31 protein-coding genes are annotated in these 24,297 nt (G+C 68.4%); 24 read left to right on the forward strand and 7 right to left on the reverse strand.

Translation table 11 applies throughout. The features are described from left to right. Positions 1 to 55 precede the first annotated feature (55 nt). The 21 genes from ABIB58_RS02615 (at position 56) to ABIB58_RS02715 (ending at position 15,722) form a co-directional block, all read left to right on the forward strand. Positions 56 to 322 (forward strand): helix-turn-helix domain-containing protein, encoded by a 267-nt coding sequence (locus ABIB58_RS02615; RefSeq protein ID WP_288758030.1) that lies wholly within the window; start codon positions 56 to 58, stop codon positions 320 to 322. A gap of 74 nt (positions 323 to 396) precedes the next feature. Continuing rightward, the gene (locus tag ABIB58_RS02620; protein WP_288758032.1) at positions 397 to 1,020 is read left to right on the forward strand and encodes a lytic transglycosylase domain-containing protein; all 624 of its coding nucleotides are present in this window, start codon (positions 397 to 399) and stop codon (positions 1,018 to 1,020) included. Next, positions 1,017 to 1,319: a TrbC/VirB2 family protein gene (locus tag ABIB58_RS02625; RefSeq protein WP_288758034.1), complete on the forward strand. Its 303-nt coding sequence runs from the start codon at positions 1,017 to 1,019 to the stop codon at positions 1,317 to 1,319. The genes ABIB58_RS02620 and ABIB58_RS02625 overlap by 4 nt, the downstream gene beginning before the upstream one ends. Then, positions 1,319 to 1,483: a hypothetical protein gene (locus ABIB58_RS02630; protein WP_288758036.1), complete on the forward strand. Its 165-nt coding sequence runs from the start codon at positions 1,319 to 1,321 to the stop codon at positions 1,481 to 1,483. The genes ABIB58_RS02625 and ABIB58_RS02630 overlap by 1 nt, the downstream gene beginning before the upstream one ends. Next, positions 1,476 to 1,811, forward strand: coding sequence for a VirB3 family type IV secretion system protein (locus ABIB58_RS02635; protein ID WP_288758038.1), 336 nt, complete (start codon positions 1,476 to 1,478; stop codon positions 1,809 to 1,811). The genes ABIB58_RS02630 and ABIB58_RS02635 overlap by 8 nt, the downstream gene beginning before the upstream one ends. After that, on the forward strand, positions 1,804 to 4,176 hold the full coding sequence (locus ABIB58_RS02640; protein WP_288758040.1) for a VirB4 family type IV secretion/conjugal transfer ATPase: 2,373 nt from the start codon (positions 1,804 to 1,806) through the stop codon (positions 4,174 to 4,176). Before ABIB58_RS02635 ends, ABIB58_RS02640 begins: the two co-directional genes overlap by 8 nt. Next, positions 4,173 to 4,901 carry a TrbJ/VirB5 family protein gene (locus ABIB58_RS02645; RefSeq protein WP_288758043.1) on the forward strand — a complete coding sequence of 243 codons (729 nt, stop codon included), beginning with the start codon at positions 4,173 to 4,175 and terminating at the stop codon, positions 4,899 to 4,901. Before ABIB58_RS02640 ends, ABIB58_RS02645 begins: the two co-directional genes overlap by 4 nt. Continuing rightward, a complete protein-coding gene (locus ABIB58_RS02650; RefSeq protein WP_288758045.1) occupies positions 4,898 to 5,116 on the forward strand; it encodes a hypothetical protein in 219 nt (72 codons plus the stop codon). Before ABIB58_RS02645 ends, ABIB58_RS02650 begins: the two co-directional genes overlap by 4 nt. 12 nt (positions 5,117 to 5,128) lie before the next feature. Continuing rightward, positions 5,129 to 6,049, forward strand: coding sequence for a TrbL/VirB6 family protein (locus ABIB58_RS02655; RefSeq protein ID WP_288758047.1), 921 nt, complete (start codon positions 5,129 to 5,131; stop codon positions 6,047 to 6,049). 3 nt (positions 6,050 to 6,052) lie between these two features. Next, entirely contained in the window at positions 6,053 to 6,286 is a 234-nt protein-coding gene (locus ABIB58_RS02660) for a hypothetical protein (RefSeq protein ID WP_288758049.1), read from the forward strand. Next, complete coding sequence (locus ABIB58_RS02665) at positions 6,283 to 6,966, forward strand: VirB8 family type IV secretion system protein (RefSeq protein WP_288758050.1); 684 nt, start codon at positions 6,283 to 6,285, stop codon at positions 6,964 to 6,966. The genes ABIB58_RS02660 and ABIB58_RS02665 overlap by 4 nt, the downstream gene beginning before the upstream one ends. Then, entirely contained in the window at positions 6,963 to 7,766 is an 804-nt protein-coding gene (locus tag ABIB58_RS02670; RefSeq protein WP_288758052.1) for a TrbG/VirB9 family P-type conjugative transfer protein, read from the forward strand. Before ABIB58_RS02665 ends, ABIB58_RS02670 begins: the two co-directional genes overlap by 4 nt. Then, positions 7,763 to 8,902 (forward strand): type IV secretion system protein VirB10, encoded by a 1,140-nt coding sequence (virB10, locus tag ABIB58_RS02675; RefSeq protein WP_288758053.1) that lies wholly within the window; start codon positions 7,763 to 7,765, stop codon positions 8,900 to 8,902. Before ABIB58_RS02670 ends, virB10 begins: the two co-directional genes overlap by 4 nt. Continuing rightward, a complete protein-coding gene (gene virB11, locus ABIB58_RS02680) occupies positions 8,902 to 9,909 on the forward strand; it encodes a P-type DNA transfer ATPase VirB11 (RefSeq protein ID WP_288758055.1) in 1,008 nt (335 codons plus the stop codon). Before virB10 ends, virB11 begins: the two co-directional genes overlap by 1 nt. Beyond that, positions 9,875 to 11,737, forward strand: coding sequence for a type IV secretory system conjugative DNA transfer family protein (locus ABIB58_RS02685; protein WP_354038924.1), 1,863 nt, complete (start codon positions 9,875 to 9,877; stop codon positions 11,735 to 11,737). Before virB11 ends, ABIB58_RS02685 begins: the two co-directional genes overlap by 35 nt. After that, entirely contained in the window at positions 11,734 to 12,342 is a 609-nt protein-coding gene (locus tag ABIB58_RS02690) for an LPD7 domain-containing protein (protein ID WP_288758059.1), read from the forward strand. Before ABIB58_RS02685 ends, ABIB58_RS02690 begins: the two co-directional genes overlap by 4 nt. A 240-nt stretch (positions 12,343 to 12,582) precedes the next feature. Continuing rightward, complete coding sequence (locus tag ABIB58_RS02695) at positions 12,583 to 12,915, forward strand: hypothetical protein (RefSeq protein WP_288758060.1); 333 nt, start codon at positions 12,583 to 12,585, stop codon at positions 12,913 to 12,915. Continuing rightward, complete coding sequence (locus ABIB58_RS02700) at positions 12,912 to 13,271, forward strand: helix-turn-helix domain-containing protein (RefSeq protein WP_354038926.1); 360 nt, start codon at positions 12,912 to 12,914, stop codon at positions 13,269 to 13,271. The genes ABIB58_RS02695 and ABIB58_RS02700 overlap by 4 nt, the downstream gene beginning before the upstream one ends. Before the next feature lie 3 nt (positions 13,272 to 13,274). Beyond that, entirely contained in the window at positions 13,275 to 14,288 is a 1,014-nt protein-coding gene (locus ABIB58_RS02705; protein WP_354038928.1) for an ImmA/IrrE family metallo-endopeptidase, read from the forward strand. A gap of 77 nt (positions 14,289 to 14,365) precedes the next feature. Then, on the forward strand, positions 14,366 to 14,971 hold the full coding sequence (locus ABIB58_RS02710) for a C1 family peptidase (RefSeq protein ID WP_354038930.1): 606 nt from the start codon (positions 14,366 to 14,368) through the stop codon (positions 14,969 to 14,971). Then, complete coding sequence (locus ABIB58_RS02715; RefSeq protein ID WP_354038932.1) at positions 14,943 to 15,722, forward strand: thymidylate synthase family protein; 780 nt, start codon at positions 14,943 to 14,945, stop codon at positions 15,720 to 15,722. Before ABIB58_RS02710 ends, ABIB58_RS02715 begins: the two co-directional genes overlap by 29 nt. Here the strand turns inward: ABIB58_RS02715 and ABIB58_RS02720 are convergent. The 4 genes from ABIB58_RS02720 to mobC are packed head-to-tail and all read right to left on the reverse strand — an operon-like array spanning position 15,708 to position 19,208. Continuing rightward, positions 15,708 to 16,391 (reverse strand): uracil-DNA glycosylase, encoded by a 684-nt coding sequence (locus ABIB58_RS02720; RefSeq protein WP_354038934.1) that lies wholly within the window; start codon positions 16,389 to 16,391, stop codon positions 15,708 to 15,710. The genes ABIB58_RS02715 and ABIB58_RS02720 overlap by 15 nt on opposite strands. After that, positions 16,388 to 17,698, reverse strand: a complete 1,311-nt coding sequence (locus ABIB58_RS02725; protein ID WP_354038936.1) for a nucleoside triphosphate pyrophosphohydrolase family protein — start codon at positions 17,696 to 17,698, stop codon at positions 16,388 to 16,390. The genes ABIB58_RS02720 and ABIB58_RS02725 overlap by 4 nt, the downstream gene beginning before the upstream one ends. Beyond that, positions 17,695 to 18,690: a relaxase/mobilization nuclease domain-containing protein gene (locus tag ABIB58_RS02730; protein WP_354038939.1), complete on the reverse strand. Its 996-nt coding sequence runs from the start codon at positions 18,688 to 18,690 to the stop codon at positions 17,695 to 17,697. The genes ABIB58_RS02725 and ABIB58_RS02730 overlap by 4 nt, the downstream gene beginning before the upstream one ends. Next, complete coding sequence (mobC, locus tag ABIB58_RS02735; RefSeq protein WP_354038941.1) at positions 18,687 to 19,208, reverse strand: plasmid mobilization relaxosome protein MobC; 522 nt, start codon at positions 19,206 to 19,208, stop codon at positions 18,687 to 18,689. Before mobC ends, ABIB58_RS02730 begins: the two co-directional genes overlap by 4 nt. A gap of 406 nt (positions 19,209 to 19,614) precedes the next feature. Here mobC and ABIB58_RS02740 point away from each other — a divergent pair, with 406 nt between their 5' ends. The 3 genes from ABIB58_RS02740 (at position 19,615) to ABIB58_RS02750 (ending at position 22,010) form a co-directional block, all read left to right on the forward strand. Then, complete coding sequence (locus ABIB58_RS02740) at positions 19,615 to 20,109, forward strand: helix-turn-helix domain-containing protein (RefSeq protein ID WP_291535377.1); 495 nt, start codon at positions 19,615 to 19,617, stop codon at positions 20,107 to 20,109. Between the two features lie 84 nt (positions 20,110 to 20,193). After that, a complete protein-coding gene (locus ABIB58_RS02745) occupies positions 20,194 to 20,877 on the forward strand; it encodes an Abi family protein (protein WP_354038944.1) in 684 nt (227 codons plus the stop codon). Next, a complete protein-coding gene (locus tag ABIB58_RS02750; RefSeq protein ID WP_292176451.1) occupies positions 20,874 to 22,010 on the forward strand; it encodes a DUF3800 domain-containing protein in 1,137 nt (378 codons plus the stop codon). The genes ABIB58_RS02745 and ABIB58_RS02750 overlap by 4 nt, the downstream gene beginning before the upstream one ends. Before the next feature lie 35 nt (positions 22,011 to 22,045). On the opposite strand, the gene ABIB58_RS02755 is transcribed toward ABIB58_RS02750, so the two are convergent. The 3 genes from ABIB58_RS02755 to ABIB58_RS02765 all read right to left on the reverse strand — a co-directional run bounded on the left by ABIB58_RS02755 (position 22,046) and on the right by ABIB58_RS02765 (position 24,207). Then, positions 22,046 to 22,930 (reverse strand): ArdC family protein, encoded by an 885-nt coding sequence (locus tag ABIB58_RS02755; protein ID WP_291535381.1) that lies wholly within the window; start codon positions 22,928 to 22,930, stop codon positions 22,046 to 22,048. A 70-nt stretch (positions 22,931 to 23,000) separates the two neighbouring features. Then, complete coding sequence (locus tag ABIB58_RS02760; protein WP_291535382.1) at positions 23,001 to 23,297, reverse strand: DUF736 domain-containing protein; 297 nt, start codon at positions 23,295 to 23,297, stop codon at positions 23,001 to 23,003. Between the two features lie 331 nt (positions 23,298 to 23,628). After that, entirely contained in the window at positions 23,629 to 24,207 is a 579-nt protein-coding gene (locus ABIB58_RS02765; RefSeq protein ID WP_291535383.1) for an SOS response-associated peptidase family protein, read from the reverse strand. Positions 24,208 to 24,297: the final 90 nt, after the last annotated feature.

Consider the following 24,297-nt stretch of genomic DNA (forward strand, 5'->3'; position numbering starts at 1 on the left):
CGGTCGTTATGTAACGGACTGTCGCTGCAATCCCGTTTCGCGGCTGGATTCGGGGATGCAATCCCCCGTTCCCGCCTTCGCACCGACATCCACTCCGGAGCTCGACGCCCTGACGACGCGCCAGCGCCAGTGTCTTCGTCTCGCGGCGCTCGGGCTCACGTCCTCGGGCATCGGAGAGCGGCTCGGGCTGTCACCTCGCACCGTTGATGAGCATGTGATGACGGCGTGCAGCGTTCTGGGCGTCCGCACTCGTGTCCAGGCCGTCGCGCGGATGGCGGTCGGCGACCGGCGCGCTGACGAAGCCCGCTCATTCCGACCGTAGATTTCCCACCGGGTTCTGGCGGGTCGTTTCCGGCAAACGATTCCGCTGAGCTGATGCGTCCACTGGAACGCCCCATGCTCGATCTCGCCTTCGTCCTCGCTCTCGCCCAGACCTGCGCCCCCTCGGTGGCGCCGCAGACCCTCGCCGCCGTTGCCTATGTTGAGAGCCGCTTCGACCCCTTCGCCATCGGCGTCAATCGCGGAGGGTCCAAGCCCCCGCGCCAGGCCAGCGCGCAGCAGGCGGTCGAGACGGCGCATCAGCTCCTGCGCGACGGGGCCAACCTTGATCTCGGCCTCGCCCAGATCAACAGCGATAATCTCCAATGGCTCGGCCTCACCGTCGAAGACGCCTTTGATCCCTGCCGCAGCCTCGCCGCCTCCGCCGAAGTGCTGCGCGCCGGCTATCGCCCGACCGGTGACAGTCCTGATGCTCGCCAGGCCGCGCTCCGCGTCGCCCTGTCCCGCTACAACACGGGCCATCCGCAGCGTGGATTCCGCAACGGCTATGTGCGCCGCGTGGAGGCGGCCGCGGCGCGGCTGTCCCTCACCCTGCCGTCCCAGGTCGCCGCCCCGTCGTCGGGCGCTCCGGTCCATCTCGCCGCGCAGGCTCCGCCTCCCGCCTGGGACATCTTCGCCCGGGCGCGCGCGGCCGCCCACATCGCCGTCTCGACACACCCCATCGGGAGTTCGCCGCCATGACCGTTCGTGTTTCCAACGCCCGCCGCTTGGCCGCCGCATCGGCCATCGCCTGCGCCGCCAGCCTGGCCGCAGCCGGTCCCGCCTTCGCCTCCGCCAATGTCGAAGGCCTGCTACAGAATGTGGTGGACATGCTGACCGGCAACACCGCCCGGCTGCTCGCGGTCCTCGCCGTCGTCGTGGTCGGCATTCTCTGGATGTTCGGCCTTTTCGACCTGCGCCGGGCCGCCATCGTCGTGCTGGGCATCGTCGTGGTTTTCGGCGCGGCGGAGATTGTCAGTCTCATCACCGGGGGCGGCTGATGACCGGCACCTGCGTCACCGCCGCGATCCTCGCGCTCGGGCTCGGTGCCCTGCCGCTGCGCCGGATCGTCTCGCCGGCGCGGTTCGCCCAGACGCTGGGCGGCGTCGCGCTCGGACTGCTGCTCGCCGCCAGCGTCGCCCCGGCGGGAGGCGGCCATGGATGATGAGCGCCTGGCGGAAGACCCGCTGTTTCTCGCCTGCACCCGGCCGGCGATGGTGATGGGCGTCCCGATGGAGGCCTTCGGCGTCAACGTCATCCTGTCGGGGATCGTCTTCCTCGTCGGCGGCAGCCTGCTTTATCTGCTGGTCGCCCCGGCGCTGCATCTGGTGTTTCGCGCCATCTGCAAGGCGGACCACAACGCCTTCCGGCTGCTGGTCGTCTATGTCGACACCAAGGGCCGGGCGCGAAACGGCGCGACCTGGGGCGGCTCTTCGCCGACGCCCCTGCCCTTGGTGCGCCGCCTCACGCCCAGAGGTCTGCGTCATGGCTGACGGCGTCTCCATGCGGCGGCTGAAGCAGGAGCCCGAGGCCCGGGCCGCCCTGCCCTACGCGCGTCACGTCACCGACGAGATTGTGGCGCTCGACAGCGGCGCCCTGATGATCGGCCTGAAGCTCGACGGCGTCAGTTTCGAGACCGCCGATGCCCGCGACCTGAACGACTGGCACGTCAAGCTGAACCAGGCCTGGCGCAACCTCGCCGACGATCGGCTGGCCGTCTGGCACCATGTCGTGCGCCGCCCGATCGCGCTGAGGCCCGCAACGGGCCACGCCTCGGCCTTCGCGCGCGAGCTGTCGGTCGACTATGACGCCCGGCTCGCGGCCGGACGCCTGTTCGTCAATGAGCTCTATGTCTCGCTGGTGCTGCATCCGGGCCGCGAGGCCGGCGAGCGTGCCGGCGCCCTGATGCGGCGGCTGCGCGCCGCCCGGCGCGGCGGCGCCGAGATCGACGCCGCCCTGCTGCGCCGTCTGGAGGACGCCGCCCGCGACCTCGTGCAGTTTCTCGGGCGATACGGCCCGCGCTGCCTCGGCCTCTATGAACGGCGCGGTCTGTGGTTCTCCGAGCCGCTGGAGATGGTGCGCCTGATCCTGACCGGCCGGGCCGAGCGGGTGCCGCTGACCTGCGGCCATCTCGGCGACGCCGCCTATGCCGCACGGGTCATCTTCGGCCGCGAGGCCCTGGAACTGCGCGACGTCGCGGAGACCCGGTTCGCCGGAGTCCTGGCGATCAAGGAGTATCCGTCCGTCACGCGGCCCGGCCTGTGGGACGGTTTGCTCGACGCGCGCTTCCCCTTCGTCGTCGCCCAGTCCTTCGCCTTCCTGTCCAAGCCCGCGGCCCGCGCGGTGATGGAGCGCAAGCAGAACCAGATGGTCTCCGCGCGCGACCGCGCGGCTTCCCAGGTCAAAGGCCTGTCCGACGCGCTGGACGATCTGGTCTCGAACCGCTTCGTCATGGGCGAACACCACGCCTCCATCCTGGTCTATGGCGACGACCCGGCCGCCCTGGCCGACCACCTGGCCAAGGCGCGCGGCGTGCTGGCCGACTCCGGCTTGGTAGTGGCGCGCGAAGACCTGGGGCTGGAAGCCGCCTTCTGGGCGCAGTTTCCGGGCAATTTCACCAAACGCACCCGGCCCGCCGCCGTCACCTCGCGCAACTTCGCGGCGCTCGCGCCCTTCCACGCTCATCCGGTCGGGCGGCGATCGGGCAATCACTGGGGGGAGGCCTTGGCGGTGCTGCGGACCACGGCCGCCTCGCCCTTCCATCTGAACCTGCACATCGGCGACCTCGGCCACACCTTCATCTGCGGCCCGTCGGGCTCGGGAAAGACCGTGGTGCAGAACTTCATCCTGGCCCAGCTGGAGCGGTTCGGCGTCCAGCAGCTGTTCATCGACAAGGACCGCGGTGCCGAGATTTTCGTGCGGGCCTCGGGCGGCGACTATCTGGCGCTGAAGGCCGGCGAGCCGACCGGCTTCGCGCCGTTCAAGGCGCTGACGCCGTCCCCCGCCAACCGGGCCTTCCTCGCGCGGCTGGTGCGCGCCCTGGTGGATCGGCCCGGCGAGACCCTGACCGTGTCCCAGGCCCGCGCCATCGACGACGGGGTCCGGGCGCTCGAATCCCTTCCGAGGGCGCAGCGTTCGTTGTCCGCGCTCAGGAGCCTGCTCGGCCAGGGCGACGCGGGCGGGATCGGCGCCCGGCTGGAACGCTGGGTTCAGGGCGGGCCGCTCGCCTGGGTGCTGGACAATCCGGAGGACGCCGTGGCGCTGGACGCCCGGCTGGTCGGGTTCGACATCACCACCATCCTAGACGACGCCGAGGTGCGCGCCCCGGTGATGCTCTATCTGCTGCACCGGATCGGCGAGCGGGTGGACGGCCGCCGCCTGGTGCTGGACATCGACGAATTCTGGAAGGCCTTGGGCGACCCGGCCTTCACCGATCTGGCCCGCGACGGGCTCAAGACCTGGCGCAAGCAGAACGCGGTGATGGTGTTCGGCACCCAGTCGCCGTCCGACGCCCTGGCTTCGCCGATCGCCCCGGCGATTCTCGAACAGTGCGCCACCAAGATCTTCCTGCCGAACGCCCACGGCCAGGCCCGCGACTATGTCGACGGCTTCGGCCTGACCCAGACCGAGTTCCGCCTGATCCGCGATGAGCTGACGCCGGAGTCGCACCGCTTCCTGGTCAAGCAAGGTCACGCCAGCGTGGTGGTGGAACTGGACCTGACCGGCATGGACGACGCCCTGGCGATCCTGTCCGGCCGGGCCGAGACCGTCGCCCTGCTCGATCGCCTCCGGGCCGAGCATGGCGACGCCTACGCGCAGTGGCGCGACGCCTTCCACCAGCAAAGGAGACTCCCATGATCCGCCGTTCCCTCGGCGCGGCCGCAGCGGCCGCCGCCCTCTGGCTCGCCGCCGGCGCCGCCCAGGCCCAGCAGATCGTCCACGACCCGACCTCCTACGCCCAGTTGGTGCGCGAGGCCCGAACGGCGCTGGATCAGCTGGAGCAGCTGCGCGAACAGGTGCGTCAGGGCCAGCAGCTGTTCGACAGCCTGAACGACATCTCCGACGTCAACGCCCTGGCCCGCGAGCTCGGCCTGCCCGAGGTGCGCAATCCGCTGCCGGACCTGCGGTCGCTGCGGGCCGCCGCCGACGGCGATCTGTCGGCGCTCGGCGCCCTGGCCGAACGGGCCGACGCCATCCGCGCGGAGACCCGCCTCTATACGCCCTCGGCCGGCGAGGTCCCCGAGGTCGATCGCTACTACCGCGAGGCGCTGGAACGCTCCGGCGCCCGCACGGCCCGCGACCTGGCCGTGGGCGAGGCCGTCGGCGCCGCCGCCGACCAGCGGCTAGCCGGGCTCGAAGCCCTGCGCCAGGCTCTCGACACCGCGCCCAACGCCCGGGCGGTGATGGACCTGGACGCGCGCCTCGCCGCCGAACAGGCGCTGATCCAGAATGAACAGGTGCGGTTGCAAGGCCTGGCCCTGACCCAGGCGGCCGAGGCGCGTCTGGAGGAGCAGCGCGCCCGCGAGCGGGCGGCCGCGGCCCGGGACGCCCGCCTGTCCACCTACCGGGAGGCGATCCAGTGAGGACGGTCCTCCCCCTCCTGGCCGCCCTGGCCCTCGTCGGCTGTTCGGACGACGGCGGCTCGGTCGAGACCTTCGCCACCGACCGTCCGGCGGCGGAGGCGGCGGTGGCGGACTGCAACGCCGGCCGCCAGTCGCGCGGCTGCGACGCCGCCCGCGAGGGTCTGGCCGAAGCCAAGCGCCGCGACCGCGAAGCTCTTTACCGGCAGGCCCACTGAGGGACCGGCGCCATGAGCTTCCGCGTCTTCGAGCCCAGCTACGTCTTCATCGACGACCGCCTGAACGTCTTCCTGGGCGATCGGCTGTCGTCGGTGATCGCCGTGGTCGAAGGCCCGCTGCGCGTGGCGCTGGTCCTCTATGTGCTGCTCTACGGCTACGCCATCCTGCGGGGCGCGATCTCCGAGCCTGTGATGGACTTCGCGGTCCGCTCGGTGAAGCTGGCCTTCCTCTACGCCCTGGCGACGACGGCGGCCTATTCCAGCTTCGTCACCCAGCCGCTATTCGTCGATCTGCCCAACGCCCTGACCCAGGCGATCAGCGGCTCGGGCGCCCCCAATGTCGGGGCGGCCTTCGACCAGTTCCTCGCCTATGCCGGCTATCTCAGCGAGACCATCGCGCGCGAAGGCTCGGCCTTCGATCTGGCGCCCTACATCGTCGCCGCCGCCGTCCTCGTCATCGGCGCCCTGGCCTGCGCCATCGGCTTCGGCATCGTCATGGTGGCCAAGCTGGCCCTGGCGCTGCTGGTTACGCTGGGACCGATCTTCATCGCCGCGGCCCTGTTCGACGCGACGCGGCGCTACTTCTTCGGCTGGCTCAGCCAGGCGGTGAACTACCTCGTCCTGTTCGCCCTCATCATCGTCATCTTCCAGCTGATCCTGTCCCTCATCCGCGACCAGTGGGGCGCGATCGAAGGCCAGGACCCGATGGTGGGCGGGCTGATCTTCATCGCCCTGTGCCTGCTCGGCGCGATCTTCTTTCTCCAGACTCCGGCCATCGCCGCGGGCGTGGCGGGCGGCGCCAGCGCCGGCCTCGCCGACTTCGCCAACGCCGCCGCCCTCGGCTCCAGCCGCTCCGGCCGCGCCGCCGGTCCCGTCGAGGCGGGCCGGGCGCCGCCGCGCGGCGGCGGCTCCATCCGACCTCAAGGACGCTGACCCATGCGCAAACTCCTCCTGCTCGCCGCCCTCCTGCCGCTCGTCGGCGGCTGCGCCAGCCTGACGGCGGACCGCCTGCCGGTCTGCGACGGTCAGGCCCGCCGTCCGGCCAATCCCCACGGCTCGGTGCTCCTGCCGGCCGCGCCTCCGGCGCCGGAACAGCCGGTCGGCCCTGCGGTCGATCCCGCAGAGCTCGCTGAGCCCCTAACTGACAGCGCGACGGGAGGCTGCGTATGAGCGGCGTCCCGTCCGACGACCTGAAGCGCTATTTCACCGAGGCGAAGCGCTGGGATCAGGACCGGCTGGCCTCGGCCGTGCGGTCCAAGCGTTTGGCCTGGACCGTGGCCGCCACGGCCGGGGGCCTCGCCATCGCGGCCGTCCTGGCCGTCGCCGGCCTGACGCCGCTGAAGACGGTCGAGCCCTTCGTCATCCGGGTGGATCAGGCGACCGGCGCGGTCGATCTGGCGCGAGGCCTTTCCGAAGAGACCGGCCCGGTCCGCTACGAGGAGGCGGTCAGCAAATACTTCCTCGCCCAATATGTCCGCGCCCGCGAGGGCTATCTGGACACGGCGGCCGAGGAGAATTTCCGCCTGGTCTCCATCCTATCAGGCCCGACCGAGCAGCGGCGCTGGGCCGACCGGTTCCGGGGCACCAATCCGGACAGTCCGCAGAACCTCTATGGCCGGGCGGCCGAGGCCTCGGTCTCGATCCGCGCCGTCGGCTTCATCAATCCCGAGGTCGCCAACGTCCGCTACCGGCGGACGGTGCGCCGCGCCCAGCAGGTCGAGGAGAGCGACTGGATCGCCACCATCGCCTTTGCCTACACCCGCGCGCCGATGACCGAGGCCGACCGGCTGCGCAATCCCCTGGGCTTCCAGGTGCTCTCCTACCGCTCCGATCCGGAGGTGATCCGATGAGACCGCTCGCCGCGCTGCTCGGCGCATCCGTCCTCGTTCTGGCCGCGCCCGTCGCGGCCCAGGACGGTCGCATCCGCGACCTGACCTATGCGCCCGGCGCCGTCTATCGCATCGACGGCGCCTTCCGCACCGCGACCCAGATCGTCTTTTCGCCGGACGAGACCATCCGGCACGCCGCCATCGGCGACAGCGTCGCCTGGGAGGTGGCCGCCGAGGGCTCGGTCTTGTTCCTCAAACCCCGCGAACGCCACGCCCCGACCAATCTGCTGGTGGTGACGGAACGGGGCGGCGAGATCCGCCACTATGCGTTCGAGCTCACCGCCGGGGGCGGCGCCGGCGCCGTCTATCAGGCCCGCTTCCGCTATCCGGACGACGAGCGCGCCGCCGCCGAGGCGGCCCTGGCGCGGGCCGCCACTTCTGCCGAAGACCGCCTCATCGGACTGGAGCTGGCGCACGGCGCCGTCGCGGGTCCGCGCAACCTCGCCTATTCGGTCCAGGGCGACGCCGCCCTCCAGCCCAGCGAGGTCAGCGACAACGGCCGCTTCACGGTGCTGCGGTTCCCCGGCGGCCAGGCCATCCCGGCCCTGTTCGAGGTGGACGGCGAGACCGAACGGCTGGTGCCCTATGACGTGCGGGGCGAGTTTGTGGTCATCCACGGCGTCGTCCGGGGTCTGCGGCTGCGACGCGGCCAGGCGGTGCTGTGCATCTTCAACGAGGCCTTCGACGACCGCGCCGGGGCGACGGGAACCGGCACGGCCTCGCCCCAGGTCGATCGCCTCCCGGCGCGAGGCGCGGCATGACCGACCCGATCGAACCCCGCCGCGACCGGGACGCGCCCGAACCCCGGATGCCGGAGCCGAAGGCGGCCCCCGCCGACCGGTCCATTTCGCCGATCGCCGGCCGCTTGGGCGGACCGCGCAGCCGCTGGATCACCCTGGCTGCCCTGACGGCGGGCTGCGGCGCCTTCCTGTTCGCCACCTGGGACCAGGGCGACCGTCGGGACCGCCCGGCGCCGGACGAACCGGCGCGGCAGTTCGTGCCCTTCGAGCCCGCCCGGCGCCCGGCCGACCCGCTGCTGTCCGATCAATATGAAGACCCCAACGCCCCGTCGCTGACCGGCGAGCCCGTGGTGCCCGCCATCGACGGGGCCGCCTCCGCCTCCCCGGAGTCGCGCGGCCCGTCGCCCGAGGACCAGCGCCGCACCTTGGCGGAAAGCGCCCAGCGGGCGCCGGTGCTGGCCTATAGCCGATCGGGCGGCGGCGCCGCGCGCCCGACTTTCGGTGACGGGCCGATGGTCGAGCCTGCCGGTCCCGGCGAGCCGAACGCCCTGGACCGGTTGCGTCAGGTCAGCCCGATCGGACAGGCGCGGGCGGGACGTCTGCCGGATCGGCGCTTCCTCATCACTGCCGGAACCACGGTCCCGTGCGTGCTTCAGACGGCGATGGACAGCGCCACACCGGGCTATGTCAGCTGCGTCATCCCGCGCAACGTCTATTCCGATGACGGCTCGGTCGTGCTGATGGAGCGTGGCGCCCGCGTCCTGGGCGAATACCGCGCCGGCCTCCAGCGCGGCCGCGGAAGGCTGTTCGTGCTGTGGACCCGCGCCGTCACGCCGGAAGGGGTGGCCGTCGCCCTGGCGTCGCCCGCCGCCGACGCGCTCGGCCGCGCCGGCTTCGACGGCCGGATCGACAGCCATTTCTGGGAGCGGTTCGGCGGCGCGCTCGTCCTCAGCATCGTCGATGGGGCGGCCTATACCGCCGTCGATGCGGGGACGGACCGGTCCGTGGTCCGCGCGCCGTCCGAAGCCGCCTCGGTAGCCTTGCAGGACTCGGTCGGCATCCCGCCGACGCTCCGGAAGGACCAGGGATCGGAGGTCTCCATCTTCGTGGCCCAGGACCTGGACTTCGCTTCCGTCTATCGCCTGAGGCCGCGCTGATGGGCGACACCGCTGTCCTCGACCACTATCTGACGCCGCTGCGGCCGCTGCTGGAGCCCGACGACGTCACCGAGCTGGTGGTCAACCGGCCCGGCGAGGTCGGCGTCGAACGGTCCGGCCGTTGGGTCTGGCGCGACGTGCCGCAACTGTCCGAACCCTGGCTGCGGACCCTGGCCGTGGCGGCGGCGGCCTACACCCGCCAGGACGTGGGCGCGGATCGGCCCATCTGCTCGACCGTCCTGCCTGGCGAGGAACGCTGCCAGATCGTCCTGCCGCCGGTCGCCCCGGAGGGCACGGTGTCCCTGACCATCCGCAAGCCCTCGCGGCGGTGCCTGACCTTGGAGGATTTCCGGGCCGGCGGCCTGTTCGAGACCACGGCCGTCGCCTGCGAGGGCGAGACGGACGCGATTGACGCGGAGTTGATCCGGTTGCGCGACCTGGGCGACTGGCCGGCCTTCTTCCGCCTCGCCGTCGAGGCCCGGCGCAACATCCTGGTCTCCGGCGCCACGGGTTCGGGCAAGACGACCTTCGCCAAGGGCCTGGTTGAGTTGATCCCGGCCGAGGAACGGCTGCTGACTATCGAGGACACCCGCGAACTGGTCGCGCCCCACCGCAACGTCGTCCCCATGATCTATTCCAAGGACGGTCAGGGCCTGGCCCCGGTCGGCCCCAAGGCCCTTCTGGAGAGCGCGCTTCGGATGCGGCCGGACCGCATCCTGCTTCAAGAGCTCCGCGACGGGACGGCCTTCTTCTATCTGCGCAACGTCAACTCGGGCCATCCGGGCTCGATCACCACGGTCCACGCGGATTCCGCGGCCCTGGCCTTCGAACAGCTGACCCTGCTGGTGCGCGAATCCGAAGGCGGCCGCGATCTGCCCCGCGACGACATCCGCGCCCTGCTGCATCTGCTGATCGATGTTGTGGTGCAGATGAAGAAGATCGACGGGCGCTTCCGCATGACCGAGGTCTGGCATGAGCCGCTTCGCAAGCGCCGCGCCGGGGCCTGACGCCTTAAAGCTGGCCTTCGGCCTGTTCGCCGCCCTGCTGTTCGTGACGGTCGGCGGCGGGACCATCGCCCTGGTCGGCCTCGGCCAGTTCTCCGGCGACGTCGATCCGCTGCGGGCGCCCGCCTGGTTCTGGTATTATCGTGGCGATCCCGAGGTGCGGCGCTGGCTGACCATCGGCGGCGCCTCGACCGGCCTGCTCGTCCTCCTGACAGCGGCGGCTGTTGCGCTCTCCCGGCGCCGGCCGCTGCATGGCGCGGCCCGCTGGGCCACCGGGGCCGAACAGCGCGCCGCCGGATTGCGCGCTTCCGCAGGAATCCTGCTGGGCCATGCGTCGGGCGGCGGCTTCCTGGTCTCGGACGGGCCGGAGCATGTGATGCTCTACGCCCCGACCCGGACCGGCAAGGGCGTTGGGGTGGTGATCCCCAACCTCCTGGCCTGGCCGCACTCGGTCGTGGCGCTGGACATCAAGCGCGAGAACTTCGCCGCCACCGCGGGCTATCGGGCCGAGGGCGGCCAGCGCGTGCTGCTGTTCGATCCCCTGGCGCTGGACGGCTGCACGGCCCGCTTCAATCCGCTGGGTCATATCCACCGCGCCGACGCCATCGCGGTGCTGGACGAACTCCAGCGCATGGCCGCCATGCTGTTCCCGGGCCACGATCACGCCGATCCCTTCTGGGCGGAAGCAGCCCGGACCGGCTTCATCGGCGTGGGCGCCTATGTGGCGGCCAGTCCGCCCCTGCCGTTCACCTTGGGCGAAATCTTCCGCCAGCTGACCGAGGACGATCCGCGCCGGCGTTTCCCCAAGGCGATCGAAGCGCGCCGCCAAGCCGGCGATCCGCTGCCGGCGCCGTGCGTCTCCGCCCTCAACGACTTCTGCACGTCGAGCGAAAACACCTTCGCCTCCATCCGCCAGTCGATCACCACCCGCATGGGCCTGTGGCTGAACCCGGCGGTGGACGCCGCCACCAGCGCCAGCGACTTCGATCTGCGCGACCTGCGCCAGGGCCGGATGTCGCTCTATCTCGGCGCCACGCCCGACAACCTGCTGCGCGTCGCTCCGCTCTACAGCCTGTTGTTCCAGCAACTGGTGGACCTGAACAGCCGCAGCCTGCCGGGCCCGGACGACAAACCCGTCCTCGTCCTCCTGGACGAGTTCGCCCGGCTCGGCCCGGCGCCCGTGTTGGCCCACGCCTTCTCCTGGGTGGCCGGCTATGGGCTGCGGCTGCTGCCGGTGATCCAGAGCCCGTCGCAGCTGCGCGGCCTCTATGGGCCGGACCTGGCCGAGGACATCCTCGCCAACTGCGGCGTCGAAGTGGTGTTCGCCCCCAAGGAGCTGAAGGTGGCCCAGGAACTCAGCGAACGGCTAGGCGCCTATACCTATGGCGCCCAGAGCCGCAGCCGGCCGCGCGCGCTCGGGCCTGGGCGGCGCACCCTGACCACTTCGGAGCAGCGCCGGCCGCTGATGCTGCCGCAGGAACTTCTCCAACTGCCGGGGTCCGTGCTGATGGTGTTCAAGGCCGGCACGCCGCCGGTGCGCGGCCGCAAGATCGTCTATTACCGCGAGGCGGCGTTCCGCCGCCGCCTGCGACCGCCGCCGGAGATCGCCCAAGCGCCGCCGCCGCCGCCGCGGCCGGCTCCCGCGCCGGTCTTCCCGATTTCATCGCCACCTCAGGAGGACGCCGACATGGAGTTCGACGCGATCGTTCGCGCCTTCGCCGAAGAGGGGCTGTCGCCACCCGCCCACGGCGCCTCGGAGGGCGAGGTCCGCGACTGGCTCGACCGCATCATGGCGGAGCCGCCGTCGTCACATCAGGAGCGTGAACCATGACCGATCCGACTCCGCCGCGCGACCGCGCCCAGGACGGCCCGGCCGCCAACCGGATCGGGCCGGACCGCGCCCGGTCCGGCGAGGCCCAGACCCGCTCGGTCGCCAAGGGCGACGTGCCGCAGACCCTGCTGGACCGCTATCTGATCGAACGCGACCTGAGGGGACGACCGGAGCGGTTCTACCGCGACCATCGCACCGCCGATCCGGCCTTCCGCGACGCGGGCCGGCGGCTGAGCGCCGACCGGACCTATCCGGACACGGTGGCCGACATGCTCAAGGTCGCCCAGCATCGCGGCTGGTCCCGGCTGAAGGTCGAGGGCGAAGAAGGGTTCCGGCGCGAAGTCTGGGTCCAGGCCCGCGCAATGGGGCTGGAGGTGCAGGGCTACCGCCCGCGCGACCGGGACCGAGGGGCGGCCGGCCTGCCGCACGGCCGGACTCAGATGGAACACCGGCTGCGCATGGCCTCGACCGTGGTGCGGACCCTGATCGCCGATCCGGAAGCCCAGCAGCGGCTGATCGCCCACGCCGCCGCGCGGGTGGGCCTCGCCCCGTCTCACCACCAAGAAGATCGAACTCCACCTGTTGACCGAGGTCGTGATCGGTGACGCCACGCTCTGAACAGGCCTTTCACAAGCACCCTTATGTGGGCGCTTAAGGCCCGCATCTGCGCCTAACACCCATATGTAGGGGGTTGTGAGGCAAACCCGGCCTTGGACCGATGAGGCGGCGCTGATCCACGCGCCCACCGCCTAGCCGGCCAACGCCCGCAGGAAAATCATGGGAAGCAGTTGAATGTCTGATTTTCAGACATTACATTGGTGTCGTGTCGGATTTTGGATACCCCAATGACCCAGATTGACGAAGAGACTCAGGTCAAGACCTTTCCTCTCCAGGAAGTGTCGAACGCCTTGCTCGCCGAACTCACCCTGCTGGTGGAAGGAGAAGCCCAGATTCAGGGCATTCCCCTCCCCACCCAGCCGGCCGCGCTGAGGACCATGCACATCCGCCTGGATTCCTTGACGGTCGTCGCCATCACCTGCGCATTGGACGACATTCTGGGCTTCGAGCCCAAGGACATCGTCAAGGCTGGGGGGTATGATTCGATCGACGCCGCCATGAAGCACATGATGCCGCGTATCGAAGCCGCATGGGCCAAACGCCATCCGGTGAAGGCATGACCGATCTCGACGACGAGACGGCGCGCAAGAGCCTTGGCGAACGCCTACGCGAAGCTCGGGAATACCTGGGCCTCAAGCAGGACGAGGTCGCCGCCTACCTTAAGCTGCCACGAACAGCCCTGACGGGGATTGAGACTGGGCAGCGCAAGGTCGAGGCGATCGAACTCACTCGGCTGGCCAGGCTTTACCGCCAGTCGATCGGCTATCTGACGGGCGAGGAAGAGCAAGCGCGTGATCTTCCCCCCGATGTCGCCCATCTCGCCCGTCAGGCTGCCGACCTGTCGCAGGACGACCGGCAAGAACTGGCCCGCTTTGCGGACTATCTGCGCACCCGCGCCAAACTCGACAAGGTCTGACTCTTGGCGCGCACCTATGCAGAGGCAGTCAGAAATGGGACCGCGGCGGCGAGTAAGCTGCTGCGACGGCTCGACTGGCAAGCCAAGCTCGAAGCCGAGCCCGGCGCCGTCGACATCTTCGCGATCATCGCCGAGCTCGATCTGCCTTTGATGCTGCGCCCGTTGAAGGGGCTCCTGGGCGCCTTCCTGAAGGTTCCCACGCCTGGGATCCTGGTCACCACCCAACGGCCGTTGAGCATCCAGCGCTTCACCGCCGCGCACGAGTTGGGTCACTGCCTTCTGGATCACGAACCCAGCCTGGACGACGAAGACCAGATTCTGCGGCGAGCGCCGCGCGCACAAGACGCGCGCACAGGCTTTCAGGAGACAGAGGCGGACGCTTTCGCTGTCGCCTTGATGATGCCGAAGTGGCTGATCCTCGCCCATTGCGCGCGCCAGGGTTGGCGGGTTCCGCATCTCGAGCAGGCCGACAATGTCTACCAGCTCTCGGTTCGGATCGGCGCGAGCTACGAGGCGACCGTGTGGACCCTCGAGCGCTACGGCCTGCTCAATGCGGGCCGCCGGGCGGCGCTCTTGCGGACACAGCCTCGGGCGCTGAAAGCCAGCCTGCTCGAGGACTTCACCCCGCCGAGCTACCACGGTGATGTCTGGCTCCTGACCGAAAAGGACCAGGGCGGCCGCATCGACGGAAGCCGCAACGACCTATTCGTCGTCAAACTGCCGGAGTTGGGCGCTGCCGGCTACCTCTGGGATTTCGACACGCTCGCGGAGAGCGGCTTCAGCATCGTGCGCGACAGCCGACTCAGTGTGGATGAAGGGGGAATCGGCGGGCCCAATACCCGCCGTGTCTTGGCTGTGCCCGATGAGGATGCGCACGGACTACTGCAGCTCGAACAACGCCGCCCTTGGCTGCCAGCCGCGCCTCTATCGACTTTGACTCTTCCCTTCGACCTGACGGGGCCGGAAGAGATCGGCCTGTCCCGCGCCGAGCGTCGCCAACGCCTGGCGGCCGCATGAGCCATTCCATCGTCTTCATAACGGACCTGAGGGCCCGGTTGGGTTCCGCCAGGGACCAAGGGCCCCGGCCGACTTGCTTGGCGTTCGCAGCGAGCGATCTGCATGCGGCCATCCGACCCGGATGGGATCCGTTGTCGTGCGAGGCGGCCTTTTTTCATGCCCAGCGTCGCGCTGGCCGCCCGCCGTCGGTGGGGGCGACCCTGCCTTCCATGCTCGAAGCGCTCACGCTCGACGGCCAGCCTATCGAAGCGGCATGGCCTTATCTCGCCGAGACTCCCATCGGGTCAGGCGCGTGGACGCCGCCGTCGTTTTCCGAAGACGTCTTCAAGCGTTCGGGCTCCGCCGTTACGCCGGGCTGGTCTCATCTCACGGACCTGCTCAATGCCGGCAAGCCGGTCCTGCTCCTGATGACCCTTTCGCCCAGCTTTTTCCGTCCCGTCCAAGGCCTGGTGGAGGCCGCCAATGACGAGGCGCCCGACCCGACGCTCAGACATGCGGTTCTCGCGGTGGCCCACGGCGCCGTAGACGGCAAGGCTGCCGTCCTGGTGCGTAACAGTTGGGGTGAATCTTGGGGCGCAGCTGGACACGCCTGGCTCACCGCCGATTTTGTCACAGCCCGCCTGTTTGGCATGGCCCTCCTGAATGAGGATGAGAATGTATCTTCCCATTCCATCGCAGCCTGACTGCGCCACCACATGGCGCGAGGCGCTTCGGGCGGTCATCGCCCAGGGGATGGAGGCGCATAACGTCATTCTCGACATCGCCGATCCAACCGCCGGAGCAACCCTGGCCGATCCTGTGGTTCGCAAGGTCGATGAATTCCTGCGGTCCAAGAACGTAAAACCTGTCGAGACGGTCGCCAACACCTTGTTCCCGGCCGCCCTCTCTCGGCGTTACCCTGGGCCGGACCTCTACGAAGCCTTCATGACGAAGGTCCTTCGCGCCGCAGGGAAGAGCGGGCCCTGGTCCGGCTACTATTTCGAGCGGATGATTCATCTGCGCGGGCCAGACGGCGCCGTCGTCAACCAGCTTGCCGACATCATCGACCGGATCTCAGACCCGAAGGTCGTCGCCCGGAACAAATTCGAGATACAAACCTTCGACCCGACCCGGGACGTGACCCGGTCCCCCTATGGGGGCCAATGTCTAAGCCACGGCAGTTTCAAGCTGCGCAAGGCTGGAGCCGTGGACAAGCTCGACCTTACGGTTCTCTACCGCAACCATTTCTACGTCGAGAAGCTGCTCGGCAATCTGATCGGCCTGGGCCGGTTGATGGCCTTCGTCGCCGAGCAATCCGGCGTCCAGGTGGGAGCTCTGACGGTTGTGTCGACCCACGCCTGCGCCGATCAGCCCAGGGACGCCCAGAAACGCCAGACCTCCGTCGCGGAGATCAAGGCGCTGCTGACCGCTTGCGATGCCCTAGTGACGGACTGAGGAACGGTCCTGGTCATCAAGGAGAGGCAAGCCAGTCAACGACGGCGCATAGAGAGCAAACATCCCCGCCATGAACTCCGCCTGACCACCGTAGCTCGGGTGGCGGACGGGCTCCGCAGTGACGCCGAGATCAGCGAGGGCGACGCTCGCATCCCGGCCGATGGCGACAATACGTTGTGGCTGGACCATCTCGATCAGCGCCTCCAACAGCGGCCAGGTCTCATCGCGTTCGGCTCGCGTATGACATCGGTTCGACATCGGATCGTCGGCCTGGTGGGGATGGAAGGGAAAGACATTCCACAGGACCACGGGCTGGCGCACCTGTTCCAGCACGCGCCACACCACTGCGGCCGTCCGCTCCGCCATAATGGGTCCTTCTGTCGCCCGGACCAGATCGATGTCCCCCAACAGCATCGAGGCAGACGCGAGGTGAACTTCGTCGGTGAGAGGCACCCCAGTACGACGCCCCCCCCGGTAGCCGAGATCGCGCCCCACCCACATGGTAGACACCTCTGTTGCGATCGCCCGCTCGAGGAATAGCCGGAGGTTCTCACGACGGAGCGCTGCGGCGTCTCCGCGATCATGCACGGCGCAATGGTCCCGCCAGGGGTTGAAGACGTTGGGTAAGGAGGCGGCCTCTAGGGCGCACACGAACTCGGACGGGGTCATGACGCGAGCGGCTCTATACGCAGTTGCCGATTCCCGAAATCGATTGTGACCAGGCCGCGCCGGTGCTCCTGCAGAAAGCGGAACGCCGCATATCCCTGCAGGATCGCCTCCTCCCAGAGCCACAAGGGGTAGTCCTGGGGTTCATAGCCTTGGACAAATTGGTGGACCTGCTTCAGCAGGTCGAGCGGCAACTCGCCGGCCTTCATGCCGCGGAAATAGTCCAGCGGACGCGCCATGCTGAACACCCAGGTCGAAATGCCCTCCTCGATCAGGATGGCGCGAGCGCCATCCTCGGTTTCATCAAGTTTGGCGTCGCTCTTCCGCTTGAGGCGAAGGAGCGAGCGAACGACCGGAGACCAGCCGAGCACGGCCACGAACGCATAGTGGAAGACGTCGTGGAACCGGTAATCGTCGGCTTCGTGGGCGTTGTCCGTCAGGCGATCGCCGATAAAGAGCTCGTTGCATCGCTGGAAGACAAAGGGACGGTCGCCCACGCTCTTCTCGAATATCTCTATCGCCATCTGGCGCGGCAACTGCTCGTCGTAATCCTTGTCGGCGTCGGGGGCGGCCGGATAGATTTTCTCCTCTGGCCAGCGCCCCAAGATTTTATGCCGGTTCTTGACCGCCGCGCCTTCCAGCGTGAGCCCGGCTTCCCGGGAGGCCTTCAACAGCAGTCTGAACACGTTGGTCAGCCGCCGCGCCAAAGCCTCCCCGCCCGGCACGAGGGCGGCGTTCTGATGATCGGCCACCATCGCGCCGACTTCGGCCGCAAGTGCAAGCAGCGTTTCCTCGAATTGGGGAAGCGGCGCTGCGGTCCGCACGATCGTATGCGGCTGAAGGGCCTCAAACGTGAGGGCCGGGTCATCCTTGTTCAGCCATTGCCCATCCTTGCGGTAGAGGTGGGCGGCGATGGCGCTGAGGCTTAGACCGCCCCGTCGCGCGATAGCGGCGAGATACCAAAGGACATCGCCGAGTTCCTCGGCGACGGCGTCCGAATAGGCCACAGACGACGCCCGGTCTCTCTGCTTCTTTTTCAGGGCGCTCAGCAGACTCCCCGTTTCGCCAAACAAGCCGAGCAGCGGGAACGCCAACGATTGACCCTCGACGCCCCGATCTGTCTTGGCGGCCTGGTCCGCGTAGGCTGCGACTGTCAGTGGTGCGAAGCTGCCGTCCATGCGTGCTGTCACGATCCCCCGATTGCGCCTTCGTCCTTCGGTCACGCGATTCGCCCAACTGAGCGAATCCTGTTCGAGGTCGAAATGGGATACCGGTTCAATCCACACGCCCTCCATCGGCGGGTCGATCATCGCTTCCGTCCAACATCGCCGTGCTGTTCCTGGCCCATGCGCGCCAACTGCTCAGCGCGGATCTCGACCTTCGGCAGAGCCCGGACATGCTCCGCCAGGGCCGCGCCCAGGATGCGATCCTCGGCGCGATCGGACCGAGAGAGCGCGACCGCTTCGGCCGCCAGGGCGCGACGGATGCGGCGCTGCCGTTCCCTCAAGGCCGTGTCCCAAGGCACCTGTTTGGCACGCCAATCGATCGCATCGCGCACGGCCCCGACCAGCACCTTCGGTGCAGCCCCCCTTCCATCGGCGAACCGCTCCCGCAGCTTGCGCACCGGCGTCCGCTCCGCCTTGCGGATGACGCCGCGCGCGCGCCGCGGACTGGCCTCGGCCTCCACGCCGCGATCGCGCAGGGCCTGGGCGAACGTCTGTCGCCACAGCGCCAGGTCCGCCTTCCTTGGATTGAGACGGCGGCCATCGGCGCCCAGCACCCGCACGGTCAGATGGACATGGGGCTGGCGGTCCTCGTCATGGAGCGCGAACACATAGGGGAACCGCTCCCCGAAGGTCTCCTTGGCGAAGGCGCGCGCGGCGTCGTGCAGCCGCATCGGATCGGTGCCCGCCGGCATACTGAGGACGATGGAGCGGGACACGGGGCTGTCGCGCCGCCGGCCCGGCTCCAGGGCCAGTTCGGCAGCCCAGGCCCCTGCCAGATCATGGACCGCCGCCCGTCCCTCGTGGCGTTCGCCGTCCGGCCCCTCAAGCCCCAGCTTGCCGTTGCGGCTGATGTAGTCGAGGTGGTGTCGCAGATGTCCGGCGTCCATCGTCGTGCCGGTGATCTTGACCACCACCTCCGGCGCCCGGCGGATGATCCGCGCGAGTTGCGCATAGGCGGCCGCATCGCCGGCCCGTCCGGGCGGCCGGAGCACCGCCTGGGTGATGCGCGCCCGGCGGATGTCGATGGGCGGACGCAGCACCTCCTCGAACCCGAGCGGTCGGCGGAAGTCGCTCATGGCTCGGCGGACCAATAGGCCAGGTTGCCGGCGAAGGCCTCGTCCAGGCCGCCCAGGTGGCCCCGGATCTCGGATGCGAAGGCGGCCAGCTGGGCCACCTCCAGGTCGAGGACGGCGCCCTCCATGACAGCGGTGTTCAGGGCCCGGGCGATCTGATTGATGTTGACGCCGATGCGGTGGAGCTCGCGCCGGACGCCGATCAGGGCGACCGCTTCCGGCGGGGTCAGCTGCAACCGCCCATGCAGCCGACGGCGGATCAGGGCCGCCGCCCATTGGGTCCGCATCAGCCCGGCGCGGGCCGCCTCGGCCTCCAGCATCGCCATGTCATCGGCAGTCAATCGGAGCGTCAGCTTGGCCGACTTCGCGCCGGGCGAGGCCGGCTCGGACGCCGGCAGGGGCGCCTGCGCGGCCCTTTCCATGAGCGCACGCAGGTAGCGGGACCGTCCGCCGCGCGCGACCGCCGCCGCGTCGAAGCGGCGAGCCAGGTCGGGCGGAAGGCGAAGGGTGAAGCGGTCCATCGGGGAGCGGGTCTGTCAGACATTGCCGGCGCAAAGCCTATCCTGCCCTAGACCGTCACCCCCTTCGCCCCGTAGGCCTACGGGGCTGCCCGCCCTCCCCTCGGCGGTCGAAGCCGTCCGCTCGCCCGCCGCCCTGAAGGGCACCCCAGCCTGGGCGGTTCAGTCGCTGATCTTCGTCTGTTTGAAACGAGGTAGGTATTTTTGATGACCCACCGGTCTGGTTCGAGGATTCCATACCTGGGTCGTCAGACCGCCACTGAATCATCGCGACGGTAATCATCGCATTTGGCGTAACGATCGTAAGCATACCTAGTCAGGTGGGTCATGGCGGCGCCCTACCCCGAGCAGGCGAGAACCTTGTTCGCCAGCCACGGCGACCATAGGTTGGGTGTGAAGGAGCATTCCTATGACCACGCCCACGACAACCACCGTGCTACCATTTCCGCTTCCGGCGTCTGCGCCCGCTAAGACCGTCGCCTCCCAGGACCGGATCTGGGGCAAGGCGGTGACGGCCAACGGCTATGCGGGGATACCGTCGATCCTCATTCAAGCGCAGTCCCGGCTCGGCCTGACCGCGATGCAGTTCAACATTCTGGTCCAGCTGCTCGACTACTATCGCGATCCCAACCGGGCGCCGTTCCCTTCACGCGCGGAACTGGGCCGTCGGATCGGCGTGAAGCCGAAGACGATCCAGACGAACATGCGTCAGCTCGAACAGGCCGGTCTTGTGCGCCGGGAGATGCGTAAGACCGCAGCCGGCGACTGGGCCTCAAATGTCTATCATCTGGATGGGCTGATCGACCGTGTCCGCAAGTTGGAGCCGGAGTTCACCCAGGCACGCAAGGAACGGGAAGCAGTCCGGCTCCGCGTCTCGACCCCCGTGGGCCGCCGAACGTCGTAGAAACCCGGGGCTGAAATTGATTTACCCCGGGGGCATGCTTTGCAGCAGAGGCGATCCCGGGGTGTACGAAGGTAGAGATAATCCATGACCCACCCCGTTGCAAGGGCGGCCGCCGACGCCGACGCGGTGGAGGCGGCGCTCTCTCTGGAACGCTTCGCCCGGTACGTCGCCTGGGCCGACGGCGATCGCGAGCGCGCCGTCTCCCTCTATACGCTGAACACCCAGGTGTCCGAAGCCCTCTACGTGCCTCTGCAGGCGTTGGAAGTGGCGCTGCGCAACCGTATACACACGGTCATGTCGGCGGCTCACGGCCCGGGTTGGTTCCAACCCGAGGCCGGACATGTCACCGACCGCCAGGCGGAACAGGTTCGTGCGGCGGTCGCCGAGTTGACCGAGGCGGGCAAGCCGATCGAGGACGGGCGCGTCGTCGCCGCCCTGACCTTCAGCTTTTGGACCTCGATGTTCGGGCGGGAGCAGGACGATCTTTGGAAGCGGACCCTCCACAAGATCGCGACCCGCGACGGCCGCTTCCTGTCGCGCAAGGACTTCACCGCGCGGCTGACACAGGTGCGCCTGCTCCGTAATCGGATCGCCCACCATGAACCCATCCTCTACTGGAACCTGCCCAAGCTGCATCAATCCATGCTTGAGATGACGCGCTGGCTGTCGCCGGCGATGGATGATTGGCGTGGCACGGTCGATCGCTTTGCGCAGGTCCATCCGGCGGAACGGCTCGCCCTGCCACGTCCCGGAAAGGACGAGGCATGACCGAGGATGACCCCGAGCCGAAACGGGTGATCGACGTGAACGAGATACGCGATCCGTCAATCCTGGCGCACGGGCTCGATCGCGCCGACCGAGCCTACTGGCTTTACTACGACGAGACGCAAAACATCCGCCGACTCCATCTCGAACGCGGCACGCTCAACATCGCCGCTCCGGACTGCTGGGTGCTCGGCGGCGTCGGTCGGCCCGACGACACCCCAATCGACCTCGCGCCCCTGCGCCAGCGCGCGCGTATCCAGGCCTCGGCGGAAGAGCTGAAATTCCACCTGTTTGGACAGAAGGGCGGCGACCTCCTCGACGCTCTGGCCAAGCCGAAGATGGAGACATTTCTCGACTGGGTGATCGAGCAGGATCTTCTCGTCCACTATCTGGCGCTCGATCCCTTTTATTGGGCGATCGTGGACATCATCGATTCCGCTCTGCCCGATGATCCGGGCATGCTCGTCATGGCCATCCCGCAGTTGAAGTCGGACCTGTTCCGGCTTCTCCGGTCAGATCGCGACCGGGCGGCATCCCTCATGGTGCGGTTCAACTACCCGGACATCGCGCCACAAAACCGGGCGCCGTTCATGACGGCCCTCATCGACTGGCTGAGCGAGGCGGAGGAGGCCTTCGACCATTTCGACTACCAGATGCTTCGCGGCGTCCTGCAAATGGGCCGACGAAAGCCACTGACCTTCATCGAGGGCGAAACACCTCATGTCCTGATCGACGGGTTCAGGACATTCTTCATCGAGCGCATCTGTCTCCTGAAAAATGCCCGCCATGTGTTCGATCAAGAGGATGTGGTCGCCGCTGAGCTCGCGAAAATGGAGTTTGAAGACGACGGGTTTCAGTTCTGCAACCATCGCTTCGCGCCGCGGTCGCATGACGAGCCCGGCGTTCAGGCATCCGACATCATGGCGGGCCTGATTGGCCGGTTGTTCAGTTGGGCGGCCGGCGTGGACGATGAGGATGTCATGGAGACACGCGCGGCGCTCACCCCACTCCAGGAGCGAAGCCGCCAGCGCCTCTCCACCCTGATCCGCGCAAGCCGAGCCGAGAACGACGCCCTGACCAACGCGGTCGTGAGTCTGGAAGACCAGCGCAAGATCGCCGGGTTCCTGGACCTGTGATCGAATCGGCGCCGTCAGGCGCCGGTTCGCCCTGCTCAGGTCTGGTAGCTTCTGAGATGATCGACGGCCTTCTGAGCGTGAGACGCGGCCGAGATGATGAACCGCTTGTCGCCGCGCAGGACCTGCAGCCATGAGCCGATGTAGGCCGCGTGATCCTCGCGGGGTTCGAGCGCCAGACCCAGGTCGGCGCAGAGGAAGGCCGCACCGAGTTCGGCCACCAGCTCTTCGCGCGCATACCCTTCATCGCCATGGCGACGTCGGCCGAAGTCCCGGTCGAGCCGAGCGGGGTGGCGCGTCCAATGCGTCAGCTCGTGGCCGAAGGTGGCGTAGTAGGCCTGGGGATCCAAGAAGCTCTCGAACGGCGGCATCTGCACATAGTCGGGTTCGAGAACGTAATAGGCGCTCCCGCCCCCATGGCGGACATCGGCTCCAACGGCGGCGAAGAACGCTTCCGCGTCGGCGACCCGTTCGCCGGGATTTATCGCGGGCGCCGCGACCGGCGCGTACCTGTCGCCCAGACCGTCGATCTGATCGACGTTGAAGACGGTGTAGGCCTTCAGAAAAGGCACGCGCGAGGGCTCCTCGTCTCCGCCTTGGGGAGACGGGTCGCGCTGAAGCGCGCCGGCATAGACGACCGTTGCGCCCTTCTCGCCCTTGCGGACGCGGGCGCCGAGGGCGAGCGCCTGACGGAAGGTCATCCAGGTGTCGGACTGGAAGCCCCGGCTGGCCGCCTCGGACCAGAGCAGCAGAACGTTAATGCCGCTGTAGGCTTCACCGTTGTGGCGCAGCGGCCGGGCCACATTGGTCTGCGAGGCCCAAGGCTGTGTCCAGGGCCGAACGCCGACCTCAAGCTGAGCGATGATGCTGTCGGTGATGCGAGTGTAGAGATCGGGGCGAGCGGGATCGGCGGGGCGCGACATGGCGGCCTCCTCGATAAGGGGTTTGAAGGAAGGGGCGGCGGCGCTTTCGCCAGCGCCGCCGCGACTTGGGTCAGCGAGACCAGATCAGGCTGTGACCGCCGTCGATCTCCACCAGGGAGGCGTAGATCGGGGCCGGGAAGCTGGGGTCATCGAGCTTGACCGAAAGGTACTCCCGATCTTCCCGCGAGGTGCGCTTCCAGGCGGCGCCGAACTCGGTGGAGCCGGAGAAGATGCGGAAGTCCGGCGCCTTCTCATCGGTCTTGTCGTTGGCCCGAAGCTGGGCCGACTTGACGTTCAGGCTGAGGGTCTTGATCGAGCCGCTGTAGTTGCCGTCCGATTGCTGGGTGAAGGTTCCGATGGTGGCCATTGAAGTCTCTCCTTGCTGATTTCGGGCCACGCCTGCCGCGGCCTCGATGGCGATCGACGGACCGGGGGCCGGGCGGCGCGCAGGGCGAGCGGAGAGAGCCCCCGCAGCAAAGCGGAGGACCGGGAAGAGCGAGTTTCTTGTTTCGCGAGGAAGGCCGCAGGCCGGGGAAGAAAGTCGCGCGAGCGGTTGCGCAAGCCGACCGGACCTCGGTCAGATCAGGCCATTGAGAGGCCGCGCCGGCTGGACCGACCTTCAGGAGAGATCACGGTCGCACTCGCCGCCACAACAGATCGACCACGTCTACAGGCTTGACCTGCTCCCGCCCTCAACCTCATGCCGCCAGCGGGAACACCTTCTCGACCGACAGGGACCCAGGCGGCAGCGGTCGCAACAACTCCGTCTCCGGCCGCTCCAGCCCCAGCCAGGCCGCGCCCTCCTCGGGACGCAGCAGTACAATCTGTCGGTCGTGATAGGGAGCGATGTCCGGGCCCGGCTCCGTCGTCAGGAGAGCGAAGGCGTCATTCTTTATGATCCCAGCGATCCAGAAGATCGGTTCTTCGGCGAGAGTGAAGCGCCATTTGGTCTTTCGCTTCTGGCCCGCCTCGGACGGCGTAAACTCGAAGAACCCGTCCGCCGGCGCCAGACATCGGGTGCTTCCGCCAAATGTCCGGCCGTCGGAACGGAAGTTGAAGACCGGAGCGCCGGTCGGCCCCTTCCACGCCCACGGCAGGGTGACCATCTCCGGCCCGGCGGCTCCCTGAACGATGATGGGTGCGCGATCGCCGATCCGGATGGACGACATCGGCCCGAAATTCGGCATGCCGCCGGGGAAAACCACCCGGCTGCCGGTGCGGTTGAAGGCCTCGATCACGTCATCGAAGGGCAGGATCAGTTGGTACTCATTGCACAAGTTTCGGTCCTCCGGCGTCCAACCTGTCCCCAACGCAGGCGGACCATCCTGGTTGACTCCAGACCAAAATGAGAACCAGAACATTTCAGG

The sequence above is a fragment of the Brevundimonas sp. UYEF29 genome, assembly GCF_040546195.1.
Taxonomy (GTDB): domain Bacteria; phylum Pseudomonadota; class Alphaproteobacteria; order Caulobacterales; family Caulobacteraceae; genus Brevundimonas; species Brevundimonas huaxiensis.